Source organism: Thioreductor micantisoli (assembly GCF_055392745.1).
Window position 1 is genome coordinate 1,183,761 of the sequence record NZ_AP043760.1, and the last position, 12,287, is coordinate 1,196,047.

At 23.9% G+C, this 12,287-nt stretch carries 14 protein-coding genes; 3 read left to right on the forward strand and 11 right to left on the reverse strand.

Annotated features, from left to right (window positions below):
- Nucleotides 1-7: 7 nt before the first annotated feature.
- From hslU to rplI, 3 genes are read right to left on the reverse strand one after another with little or no spacing between them, the layout of a single operon-like run.
- Nucleotides 8-1,318 carry an HslU--HslV peptidase ATPase subunit gene (hslU, locus tag ACZ5OA_RS06340; RefSeq protein ID WP_464907035.1) on the reverse strand — a complete coding sequence of 437 codons (1,311 nt, stop codon included), beginning with the start codon at nucleotides 1,316-1,318 and terminating at the stop codon, nucleotides 8-10.
- A gap of 1 nt (nucleotide 1,319) precedes the next feature.
- Nucleotides 1,320-1,856, reverse strand: coding sequence for an ATP-dependent protease subunit HslV (gene hslV / locus ACZ5OA_RS06345; RefSeq protein ID WP_464907036.1), 537 nt, complete (start codon nucleotides 1,854-1,856; stop codon nucleotides 1,320-1,322).
- Nucleotides 1,857-2,300: a 50S ribosomal protein L9 gene (gene rplI / locus ACZ5OA_RS06350; protein WP_464907037.1), complete on the reverse strand. Its 444-nt coding sequence runs from the start codon at nucleotides 2,298-2,300 to the stop codon at nucleotides 1,857-1,859.
- A gap of 163 nt (nucleotides 2,301-2,463) precedes the next feature.
- On the opposite strand from rplI, the gene ACZ5OA_RS06355 reads away from it, so the two are divergent.
- The 3 genes from ACZ5OA_RS06355 to ACZ5OA_RS06365 all read left to right on the forward strand — a co-directional run bounded on the left by ACZ5OA_RS06355 (nucleotide 2,464) and on the right by ACZ5OA_RS06365 (nucleotide 7,443).
- Nucleotides 2,464-3,810 carry a hypothetical protein gene (locus tag ACZ5OA_RS06355; protein WP_464907038.1) on the forward strand — a complete coding sequence of 449 codons (1,347 nt, stop codon included), beginning with the start codon at nucleotides 2,464-2,466 and terminating at the stop codon, nucleotides 3,808-3,810.
- Between the two features lie 31 nt (nucleotides 3,811-3,841).
- Entirely contained in the window at nucleotides 3,842-6,952 is a 3,111-nt protein-coding gene (locus ACZ5OA_RS06360; RefSeq protein WP_464907039.1) for an ATP-binding protein, read from the forward strand.
- 107 nt (nucleotides 6,953-7,059) lie between these two features.
- Nucleotides 7,060-7,443, forward strand: coding sequence for a class II SORL domain-containing protein (locus ACZ5OA_RS06365; protein ID WP_464907040.1), 384 nt, complete (start codon nucleotides 7,060-7,062; stop codon nucleotides 7,441-7,443).
- On the opposite strand, the gene ACZ5OA_RS06370 is transcribed toward ACZ5OA_RS06365, so the two are convergent.
- Genes ACZ5OA_RS06370 through ACZ5OA_RS06405 form a run of 8 tightly spaced genes read right to left on the reverse strand, consistent with a single transcriptional unit; the run spans nucleotide 7,444 to nucleotide 12,276 of the window.
- Complete coding sequence (locus tag ACZ5OA_RS06370) at nucleotides 7,444-8,667, reverse strand: RNA polymerase factor sigma-54 (RefSeq protein ID WP_464907041.1); 1,224 nt, start codon at nucleotides 8,665-8,667, stop codon at nucleotides 7,444-7,446.
- On the reverse strand, nucleotides 8,664-9,389 hold the full coding sequence (gene lptB / locus ACZ5OA_RS06375) for an LPS export ABC transporter ATP-binding protein (protein WP_464907042.1): 726 nt from the start codon (nucleotides 9,387-9,389) through the stop codon (nucleotides 8,664-8,666). The genes ACZ5OA_RS06370 and lptB overlap by 4 nt, the downstream gene beginning before the upstream one ends.
- On the reverse strand, nucleotides 9,377-9,781 hold the full coding sequence (tsaE, locus tag ACZ5OA_RS06380) for a tRNA (adenosine(37)-N6)-threonylcarbamoyltransferase complex ATPase subunit type 1 TsaE (RefSeq protein ID WP_464907043.1): 405 nt from the start codon (nucleotides 9,779-9,781) through the stop codon (nucleotides 9,377-9,379). Before tsaE ends, lptB begins: the two co-directional genes overlap by 13 nt.
- Entirely contained in the window at nucleotides 9,774-10,355 is a 582-nt protein-coding gene (gene rsmD, locus ACZ5OA_RS06385; protein WP_464907044.1) for a 16S rRNA (guanine(966)-N(2))-methyltransferase RsmD, read from the reverse strand. Before rsmD ends, tsaE begins: the two co-directional genes overlap by 8 nt.
- On the reverse strand, nucleotides 10,342-10,719 hold the full coding sequence (locus ACZ5OA_RS06390) for a hypothetical protein (protein WP_464907045.1): 378 nt from the start codon (nucleotides 10,717-10,719) through the stop codon (nucleotides 10,342-10,344). Before ACZ5OA_RS06390 ends, rsmD begins: the two co-directional genes overlap by 14 nt.
- Nucleotides 10,716-11,693 (reverse strand): anthranilate phosphoribosyltransferase, encoded by a 978-nt coding sequence (gene trpD, locus ACZ5OA_RS06395; RefSeq protein WP_464907046.1) that lies wholly within the window; start codon nucleotides 11,691-11,693, stop codon nucleotides 10,716-10,718. Before trpD ends, ACZ5OA_RS06390 begins: the two co-directional genes overlap by 4 nt.
- A 14-nt stretch (nucleotides 11,694-11,707) precedes the next feature.
- Complete coding sequence (locus ACZ5OA_RS06400) at nucleotides 11,708-12,058, reverse strand: type II toxin-antitoxin system RelE/ParE family toxin (protein WP_464907047.1); 351 nt, start codon at nucleotides 12,056-12,058, stop codon at nucleotides 11,708-11,710.
- Nucleotides 12,055-12,276, reverse strand: coding sequence for a hypothetical protein (locus ACZ5OA_RS06405; protein ID WP_464907048.1), 222 nt, complete (start codon nucleotides 12,274-12,276; stop codon nucleotides 12,055-12,057). The genes ACZ5OA_RS06400 and ACZ5OA_RS06405 overlap by 4 nt, the downstream gene beginning before the upstream one ends.
- Nucleotides 12,277-12,287 lie beyond the last annotated feature (11 nt).

The window sequence follows — 12,287 nt, forward strand, 5'->3', positions numbered from 1 at the left end:
TAATCCTTTATAAAATATATTTAGTACTATCCTCACTCTCTACAATACTACCAAGTTTTTCTTGAACATACTTATCTGTTATTTCATAAATTTCACCCTTATGCTCATCAGCTTCAAAATTTATCTCTTCTAAAACTTTTTCTGTAATTGTATGAAGTCTTCTAGCCCCTATATCTTCTGTTTTTTCATTAGCTAAAAATGCATTTTTTGCCATTGCTTTTAATGCTTCTTCACTAAATTTAAGCTCAACACCTTCAACTTCAAGAAGTTTTTGATATTGTTTAATAATAGAATGTTTAGGTTCTGTTAAAATTCTATATAATGCTTCTTCATCAAGGGAACTTAATTCAACTCTTAGTGGAAATCTTCCTTGAAGTTCAGGAATTAAGTCACTTGGTTTACTTACATGAAATGCACCTGCTGCGATAAATAAAATATGGTCTGTATTTATATTTCCATATTTTGTATTAACTGTACTTCCCTCTACAATTGGAAGTAAATCTCTTTGCACACCCTCTTTACTTGGATCTTGTCTTTGACTAGATGTAGCTGCTACTTTATCAAGTTCATCAATAAAAACAATTCCATTTTTAGCTCTTTTTAAAGCTTCTTGTTTGATTTGCTCACTATTTATAACTTTTTCACTTGCAATATCTTTTAGAAGTTCTTTTGCTTCTTTTACAGTTACTTCTTTTTCTTCTTTTTTACCTAAAACATTGAAAACTTTTGACAAACTCTCTTGTGCTTTTAAAATTTCAGGTGGTAAATTTGGATTTTCTTCTGGTTTTTCTTGTGTTTCTATTTTTATTTTTAAATGATCAATTTCACCACTTTTCACTTTTTCTTTCATTTTATTAAATGAAGTTTCATATTCAGCTTTTTTAGTTTCACTTGCATTTACTGGAAGTTTTGGTAAAAGTTTAGTAGTAATTTCATCTAAAATAAATTCTTCAATTTTTTCTTTATTATTTTCTTTCATTTCATCTTTTACTAAATTCATAGAATTATAAACCAAATCTCTAATCATGCTTTCTACATCTCTTCCTACAAATCCAACTTCTGTATATTTACTTGCTTCCACTTTTACAAAAGGCACTTTAATCATTTTTGCAATTCTTCTTGCAATTTCAGTTTTACCAACTCCAGTGCTACCTATCATAAGAATGTTTTTTGGCATAATATCATCTTGCCACTCTTTATCAAGCTTTATTCTTCTATCCCTATTTCTAAGTGCAATCGCTATTGTTTTTTTAGCATCTTTTTGACCTATAATATATTGGTCTAAATATTTTACTACTTCTTTTGGTGTCATAGTCATATTAATCCTTCAATTCTAAAATTTTTATATTTTTATTCGTATAAATACATAAATCACTTGCAATTTTTAATGATTCTTCTACTAATTCTCTTGGAGCTAAATTACTATGCTTATTTAAGGCTCTTGCTGCCGAAATAGCAAAATTTCCTCCACTTCCAATAGCTGCAATTTCTCCATCTTCTGGCTCTACTACATCACCTGTTCCACTTAAAATATAGATATGCTCTTTATTCAAAACAATCATCATAGCTTCTAATTGTCTTAAATGTTTATCTTTTCTCCACTCTTTTCCAAACTCAATAACTGCTTTTAACAAATCACCTTTTCTATTTTTAAGATGCCCTTCAAACATATCAAAAAGTAAAAAAGCATCTGCAGTACTTCCTGCAAACCCACTTAAAACCTTTCCATTATACAAAGTTCTAATTTTTGTAGCATTTCCTTTCAATACAGTATTACCGAAAGTGACTTGCCCATCCCCTCCAATTACAGCTTGTCCATTTTTTTTGCAAGCAAGTATTGTTGTAGCTTTAAACATCTATTTTCCTTCTACATTTATTTTAAGTTTTGCATGAATTGAATGACCAAGTTTTATATCCACTATATGTTCACCCACACTTTTTATATTTTTTGTATCTATCTGTTTTTTGTCCATTTCAATCTTTGTTTGTTCTTTTAGAGCCTCAGCAATATCTTCTTTTGTTACGGCTCCATATAAATGACCATTATTACCAAGTTTTTTTGTAATGTTTATAGTTAATTTTTCTAAAACTTCTTTTTCTTTTGTAAGTTCTGCAATTTCGAGAGCTTCAATTTCAGCATTTTTCTTTTGTTCTACTTCCCACTCTTTCATTACATCTTTTGTAGCAAGTTTAGCAAATCCTTTTGCTATTAAAAAATTTCTTCCATATCCCTCTTTAACCTCTTTTATCTCACCTCTTTTTCCAAGTGATTTTACATCTTTTATAAGTAAAATTTTCATTATTTTCCTTTGTTTAATATATTACAGATTTTATCTAATGTGTAATTCTATCAAAATTTATAATTAATTGTGATAAAATTGTGATAAAATTGTGATAAAATTCTCTATAAAAAAACATACAAAATAGATTATTTACTATCTATTGATAAAAAAAGAGGAAATTATGATATTAATTGTTAAACAAAAAACAAATGAAATTATAGGGGCTGATAAAGACTTTTTAAAATCCAATTCCATAGAAGAATTAAATCAAAAATTTTCAGACAATATTGATAATTTAGACAAACTAAAAAATGAAACAGAATATGCTAATTATAAGATTGAGTCCATACCTATAAAAGATTATAAAATATTATTTTTTTTAAAAGAGGCTAAATTAAACAATAATATAAATGATGATATAAAAATTAACATCGATCATCTTCTAAATAAACCTTTATTAGATAATTCTAGCAATAAACAATCTATTGATACTAGTGATAAACAACCTATATTAGAATTAGATAATATTATTTCCACTGAAAAACAAAATCTTCAAATTAATCAAAATATAGATAATAATAATAATGATATAAAAATTAACATCGATCATCTTCTAAACGAACCTTTATTAGATAATTCTAGCAATAAACAATCTATTGATACTAGTGATAAACAACCTATATTAGAATTAGATAATATTATTCCTAGTGATAAACAAAATCTTCAAATTAATCAAAATATAGATAATGATATATCACCTATAAATTCAATAAAATTTAATGATAAAAAAGAAAAAAAACCTATTGTTAATATAAATTTTGATGTAGAATCAATTAAATTAAAAAAGGAAAAAAACAATAATACAAAAGATAAAAGATTAAATATAAAGTTAAGTTTAGGAGTAAATAATTTAGAACAAAAAAAAGATAATTTATTAGATAAAAAAATTGAAGAAATTAAAAAAATTATTAATAATGAACTACAAATAGGAAGTAAAGAGCTAAACATAGATGATCAAACTATACAAAAATTTTTTAAAAAATTTATAGAACAATTAAAAAATGAAAAAACTATTATTTATAATGCTTTAAATAAAAAAGATTACAAAATATTACATGAATCTTTTCATAAACTAAAAGGAATTCTTTTAAATCTTAGAGTAAATCAATTAGGAAAAATTTTTACTAATCTTGATAATATGGCTATACAAAATAAAAATATTCATAAAATAGAAGAATCTGTAAATAAAATATATAAAATATTTGATACATTTTTCAAAAATGAAGAAAAATTAAAAATTAATACAAATATTTCCAAAAAAGATTTGAAAATAAAACTAATTTCTTTAAATGAAGTTCTAAATGAATTAAAAAATGAAAATTTAGAAAAAATAAAATTAACAATAAATTCAATTTATGAAAAATTTCCTTTATTAGAATTAAAAGAAATTATAGAAAGTAAAAATATATATGAAATAAAAGAAAAAATAAAAAAACTTCAAGACATAATAAACAAAGAAATATTATAATGAAAATCTTAGATATGCTAGGAGAATTAAGATGAAAAATTTAAAAATACAAACACTATTTAAAATTACAGGTACTATTCCTGCTTCTATTTTATTGATAGTGTCAGCTATTATTTTATATATCAATGTAGTAAAATATCAAAATACACAAAATTTACAAAAAAAAATAAAAATTGTAAATACACTTGATAATATCGTAATAGCTATTAGTAAAGAAAGAAAAAATAGTGTTGATTTTGTCATTGAACATAAAAATTCTACTCTTTTAAAAACAAATTTATTACAAAAAAGAAAAAAATTGGATTTAGCTATTAATAAATTAAAAAAAATTTTAAATAAATATCCAAAATTTAAAACTTCTCAAATAGAAACTATTATAACTTTATTAAATAATAGAAATATAGTTAGAAAAAAAATAGATCTTATTAAAATAGATATTAATAAATGTTTTTTCAATTATTATGCAAAAATTATAAAAAAAATTTTTCAATATGAAGCAAATATATCAGACATAAAAAATAAAAATTATTATATTGATACAAATGTTATAAATACACATCTTAAAAGTTTATTTATACAATCATCTGATATAAAAAAAGCTATCGAATTTTCAAATATTCAAAGAGCTTATTTATTATGTACTATTGCTACAAATAAACCATTACCTAAAAATATATATATTACAATATTTTTTAAATATTTTTATAATAATAATTCATTACCATTAAATTTTTTGAAAGAAAACCAAAATATTTACTCTATTTTGCTATCAAAACAATATAATGAACATTTAAATAAAATATACAAAAATATAGAAACTTTACAATCTACTATTATAAATTATTATACAAATCATAAATTTAATGGATATCCAATTAATAGTAATGAACTATATACCAATTTTACAAATAGAATTTCTGATTTAGTAAAAATAAATAATATTCTATATAAAAATATTAATATAGAAATTCATAATATAGAAAAAACATCTATGAATATGTTAATTGTAAGTATAGCTCTGTTAATTTTATCCATTATACTAATAATTATAGGTTTTATAACAGAAAGACTAACTCAAAACCAATTTATAGGCTTAAACGAATTGGTAGAAAAATTAATACCTCTAGCAAAAGATGATGATGATATAGTTATTGAAAAGCCTAAATCAACAAAAGATGCTTATAGAATTATTAACTTAGCGATACAAAATGCAATAAAAATTAGCGAAAAAGCTCAGGAAGTTTCTAAAGCTAAATCTTTATTCCTTGCAAATATGTCACATGAGATTAGAACACCTTTAAATGGTATTTTAGGGTTTTTAGAACTTCTTAAAACAACTAATTTAAATCCAGAGCAACTTGAATACATAAATATAGTAACAACATCAGCAAACTCTTTACTTGAAATTATTAACAATATTTTAGATATTTCAAAAATAGAAAGTGCTAAAGTAGAATTGGAATTAATAGCATTCAAACCTATCAATGAATTGGAAGAAACTATAGAAATATTTGCTGCCCAAGCAAGTGATAAAAATCTTTATTTAGCATCTTATATTGATCCTAGTATTCCAAAAATATTAAAAGGCGATATTGTAAAATTAAAAGAAATTATTACAAATTTTTTAAGTAATGCTATAAAATTCACACATAAAGGAGGTATCTCTTTTAAAGTAGAAAACAGAGGAATCAAAAATAATAAAGTAAAATTATATTTTGAAGTTACCGATACAGGAATTGGTATTACAGAAAAACAAGAAGAAAAAATATTTGAAGCATTTTCACAAGCTGATATTTCTATTACAAGAAAATATGGGGGAACCGGTCTTGGACTAGCTATTATTTCAAAATACGTTGAAATGATGGGAGGAAAAATTAAAGTCTATAGTAAAATTCATGAAGGAACAAAATTCTTTTTTGAAATTAAAATGGAAATATTAGAAAATAATCCTACCATTAAGCCAAATTTATATAATGAATTATATATTGCTGTAAAAAAATCAGAAAATTATAATGTAAAAAAAGATTTTTTTACAAAATGTTTAACTTATAATGGTGTTAAAATTTTATATTTTAATACATTAAATGAACTAAAACAAATAATTGAGGATAACGATATAAACAGTATAATTTTTTTGTATGAAGAAATTAATAATAATTATAAAGATTATATCAATGAAAAAAATTTAAAATATATAATTTTCGCAAGTTTAGAATATAAATCTAAAATAAAAGATTTAGATTATACACCTACTTATATTGTATGGGATCCTGTTAATACAAAAAAAATATCTAAAATGCTTAAAACAATAGATAACTCTAGATCAAATAAGCATACTGAAATTGAAAAAATTGAAAAAATTGAAAAAATTGAAAAAAATAATAAATTTGGACTAGAAGTATTGATAGTAGAAGATAATCAAATCAATCAAAAATTAATAAAAATTACACTTGAACAAATGAATATAAAAACAACCCTTGCTAATAATGGTCTTGAAGCATTCAACAAATATAAAGCAACACCAGAACAATATAATTTAATCTTTATGGATATTCATATGCCTATAATGGATGGTATAGAAGCTACCCATAAAATACTAAATTTTGAAAAAGATAAAAATATTAAACATACTCCTATTGTTGCTCTTAGCGCAAATGCTTTAAAAGGTGACAGAGAAAAATTTTTAGCTAAAGGAATGGATGAATATCTTACAAAACCTATAAGTAAAAAAGCATTAATTGAAGTAATTAAAAAATTTATAGAAGAAAAACAAGAAAACAAATTAAAATTAGAATCAGTTTCTAAAAATAATTCTTTAAAAGAAAATAATAATATATTAATTGCAATTAAAAATAATTTTGAAAGCAAAATTTTAGAAAATTATCTTAAAGAATTTAAATATAATAATATCCATATAGTAAATAACTTAAATGAATTAAAAAATAATATTGATAGCTCAAAACATAATATATTATTTGTTGATAAAGAATTTTTAGAATATGAAATAAATAATATAGCAAAAGACATAAAAAGCCAATTAAAAGAAATAGAAATAATTGGTTATCAAATAAATGGAGATTCAATAGATAAAACTATTGATGAATTTACAGAAGAAAAATTATTAAAAGTACTTGATTATTAAAGAAGAGTAATTTAATCTTATTTTAAGTTTCGATTGCTATAATAATCAAAAGTAACTTACTTAATAACTATATTTAGTTACTTAATAAAAGATAAAAGGAAAGTAATATGCCTAAAATTAATAGATATGTTGACATAGACAATGTAGAAAGAGAAGCAAAAAAAGATTATATTGATAGACACTCACCATTTATTTATTGTGAAGATTCTGCAAAAGCAGGAGAAAAATTTACAGTAAAAGTAAAAGTTGGAAACGAATATACTCATCCAGATGATTTTGATCATTATATTCAATATGTTCAATTATTTAATGGAGAAACTCTACTTGGACAAGCTACTTTTCCAGCAGGAACATTAGCTAATCAAAAAAGTCATGTTGAAGTTGATTTTCATATCATTCCAACAAAAAAAATGAAACTTGTAGCTATGGCATACTGTACAAAACACGGATTATGGGAAAGTGATCCAAAAGTTGTAGAAATTACAGAATAATTAATTTTGTAATTTATACTCTCGCTTTCTTTGGCGAGATGTAGATATATTTAACTCTTCTCTATATTTAGAAACTGTTCTTCTAACTATTTTCGTTCCAAATTTTTCATTAACTTTTGCAGTTATTTTTTCATCATTTAATGGAGATTCTTTATTTTCATTTTTAATCAAAGTTTTTATATAGTTTTTAATTTCCCTACTTGAAGTATTTTCATCTATTGCTTTTGAAAAAAATTGTTTTATTGGAATAAGACCTTTATCACATAAAATATATTTATTTGAAATAGCTCTGGAAACAGTGGAAGTTGCATATCCAAGCTCATCAGCAACATCTTGCATTCTCATAGGTTTAACCACTCCTCCTAAAAAAAAGTTATATTGCAATTCTACAATCATTAAAGCAATTTTATATAGTGTTGATTTTCTAAGCTCCAGTGCTTCAATCAAAGTTTTTGCTTCTTTTAATTTTTCTTTTGCAAATTTATCTGCATTTTTAGCTTCTTTTATAGAAATTTCTGGATAATATTCTTCATTTAGCTTTATATCCAAATTTCCATCTTTATTTAAAATAATAATATCAGGAACTATAAATTCATTATTCATATATTTTGCAGCTGGGACAATATTAAATTGTTGAATTAAATGAAGAGCTTCTTTAAAAAGCGGCTCTTTTTGATAATTTTCAATATATTCAAAATTTTCTATGATTTCTTTTGTAAAAAGATATAAAGTTTCATCTATTTCCAAATTATCAAGCTGGAATAAAAAAGCTTCTTTCATGTCTTTTGCTCCAACCCCAACAGGTTCTAAATAAGAAAATCTTTCTCTAATTTTTTCTACTTTATTTATATCTACATTCATTTCTATTGCTATTAACTTCTCATCTCCTTCAAAATACCCTTCATTTGTAATATCTTCCAAAAGTTGAATAGCTATCTCTTTTGATTTTGTAGTTGGAAAAAAGTGAGAAATTAATATTTGATTTTTCAAATCTTCATATAAAGATTTATTATTTAAAAGATTATTTTCAATAGTATCAGTACTTGAATTCTGGACATAATTACTAAAAGTTATAAATTTTTTATATCTAACATTTATAAATGGATTTTCTTTTTCTACATTCTTTACCATTTCATCAATTTCTTCAAATGATGATTTTAAAATAGGTAAAAATCCAAGAAGTTTATTTGAAAGTTTATTTTTGTTAGATGCCCTTAATTTCAATATACAAAATCCTCCCCTAAATAATATTTTTTCACATTTTTATCATTTACTATTTGCTTAGGATTTCCACTAAATAAGATTTCCCCATCTTTTAACACATAAGCTCTATCACATATATCAAGTGTCTCTTTTACATTATGGTCAGTTATTAAAACACCAATATTATCATTTTTCAAAAGTCTAACTAATGTTTTTATATCATTTACATTAACAGGGTCAACTCCAGCAAAAGGCTCATCTAAAAATAAAAATTTTGGATTTGGCACAAGAGCCCTTGCTATCTCAACTCTTCTTCGCTCCCCTCCACTAAGATTAATTCCTTTTCTTTTTCTAATATTTTCAATATTAAATTTTTCAAGTAAATATTCTACCCTTTTCTTACCTTCCTCGCTATCTTTTCCATAAATTAATTCACTTGCTACATATAAATTATCTTCTACACTCAAATCCCTGAAAATAGAAGCTTCTTGTGGGAGATACCCTATTCCTTTTATAGCTTTTTTATGAAGTGGAAGTTTTGTAATATCTTCATTATCAAATATAATTTGTCCACCATCAGGCACTACAAGTCCACAAATAAGGTAAAAAGTAGTGGTTTTTCCAGCTCCATTAGGTCCAAAAAGACCTACAACTTCACCAGAATTAATTTCTAAACTAACACCTTTTATAATAGGAGTCTTTTTTATAATCTTTTTTAATTTTCTGGCCTCTAATTTATGCACTCAAAAATCCTTTTATTATCAATTAATTCTATTTTTATTTTCAAATAATCAAAACCAAACTTTTTTAAATTTTTTTCAAGCTCTTCTCCCCATTCTATAAAATGGTATCCTTGTTTTTCAAGCTCTTCAAGCATTCCAAGTCTTAAAAAATCGTGAGAAGTTTTATTATACAAATCATAATGAAAAATCTTATCATCATAAATATTTTGAATAGAAAAAGTTGGACTTGTCACATTTTCTGTAATTTGCATACTTTTGACAAATTCTTTAACAAATGTAGTTTTCCCACTTCCAAGTGTTCCACTTAAAATAATAATATTTTTATTACTATTTTTAACACATTCTATTACTTTTTGTAAATCATCTATCTCTTTTACTTCTATTTTATTCATAATATGCAACAGAACTTTTCCCAAATTTTCTTGTTTTTATTTGTTTATATTTCCCTATCATTTCAGGAAATTCTATTCCAGTTTGATACTCTATTATTATTTTTTCTACATTAATCTTAGGAAGTTTAGCTATAGTTTCAATTACCTTGTCATAAATTTCTGCATTTCCTTCTCTCATAGCAAATGGAGGGTCAAAATAGAAAAATGCTTTTTCTTTATTTCTTTGAAGTTTATTAACAACATCTAAAATAGTATCAAAACTATCTCCCAAAATAACTTCACTATTATCCTTTTCTTTACACGCTTTTATATTTTCATTCAAAACTCTAAAAGAATTTCTATCTTTTTCTAAAAAATATGCAAATTTTGCACCTCTACTTAACGCTTCAAGCCCTACACTTCCAGTACCAGCAAACACCTCTACAAAAACAGTATCAACTACTTCAAACTGAAGTATATTAAATACAGATTCTTTTAAAATATTTTTACTACTTCTTGTTGTCTCTTTACTTGCCATATAAAGTTTTTTACCTCTATGTTTTCCGGCTATTATTTGAATATTACTTTTTATCATACTCTTCCTTTATTAAATTTTTTAATTTCATACTAAATTCATTTATTAAAATATCAAGCTTTTCTTCCAAATTATTACTTTTTTTATTTTTTTCTTTTTCCATTAAATCATCAAAAATATCCATCTCTATTTCAAATTTTCCTTCTAAATTTTTAATTTCTTTATTATTATCTTTTTTTTGCCAAATTTTTTCTAATTGCAACAAAAGTTGAGAATGCGAAAAAGGCTTTTTGATATCTTTTCCTATAATTATATCTCCTTTTTCATCACTTACAACAAGACCATCTTCCCAAATATAATCTTTCAAAAATTCTTCTAATGCTTTTTGTAGTAAAAGCGATTTACACTCGATTCTAAATCTCAAAATAACTCACTTACTTTCATAATTTCTTGAAGTTTTTCTTTGGCAAGGCCAGAATCAATTAAATACTCTGTCATTTCAATTCCTTCTTTTAAATCACCGACTTTATCATCTACCAAAAATGCTGCAGCTGCATTTAAAACAACAACATCTCTTCTTGGACCTTTTTCCCCATCAAAAATAGACAGTGTAATTTTAGCATTTTCTTTGGCATCTCCTCCAATTAAATCTGATTTTTTACCTTTTATATTATAATTTTGAGGATTAATTTCCATATTTTTTAGTCTATCTCCATCATAAAAAGCTGCTTTTGTAGGTTTTTCTATACTTATTTCATCCATTCCATCTAAACTACTTACAACCATTGCTTTTTTTGAATCCAACATAATTAAAGCTTCTGCTATTTTTTCTACATAATTAGGACTAAACACTCCAATTAATTGTTTTTGAACTCCTGCTGGATTTGTAAGTGGACCTAAAATATTAAAAATAGTTCTATGAGGCAAACTTTTTCTGATTGGCATAATATATTTCATAGCTGGATGATGATTTTGTGCAAAAATAAAACAAAATCCTGTATCTTCAAGCATTTTTACTTGTTCTGCTGGCTTTAAATATAAATTAATTCCCAAAGCTTCAAGCATATCAGCACTTCCACTTTTACTTGTAATACTTCTATTTCCGTGTTTTGCTACATAACTACCTCCACTTGATAAGACAAGTGAAACAGTTGTTGAAATATTAAAAGTATTACTTTTATCTCCACCAGTCCCACAATTATCTATAAGTTTTTCTTGTAAATCTTTTGGTACTGGAAGTTTAATAGAGTGTTCTCTCATAACTTTCGCTGCAGCTGCAATCTCTACAGCACTCTCTTCATTTTTGTATAAATAAACTAAAAACTCTTTTGCCGCGTCAATACTCATTTTTTCTTCAAATAAAAGTTTAAATTTTTCTATCGCTTCTTCGTATGTCATAATTACTCCTTAAATTAAAATAATTGTTTAAAATTATCTATAACTAAACTATCTAATTCTTTATCTGATATATTAGCAAGATCACTTTTATCATAAATATATAACAAATTTATTTTATTGTTTTTTATCTCTAAATATGAAATAAGACGATAACCTCCACTTTTACCAGCTTGTTTATCACTGTTTTTAATTCTTACTTTATAAATATTTTGATGTAATCTAACACCTAAATCATCTAAACATTTAACTTCATTTGTAAAAAAATGATCTATATCATTATTAATATTTCTAAATCTTTTTTTTAATTTTTTAACAGCTTTTAAATAAGTTGGTAATTCTATTATTTCAAATTTTTCTAATTTCATATTTCAATATTAACAAATTTATTTGTTTTTTTACCTTGATTGGTTTTTAATTCATAAAATGCTTGCTTAATATCATCATTAAACTCATCTTTTGTCATTTGTGTATCTGTTTTTGTTATAGTTTTTATAGATACACCATCATCCTTAAAAACATTTAAAATAGACAATATTTTTTGTGCTATATTTTCATCTTCTATTTGTAATTGTATAGTTTGCATTTTTTTCTCCT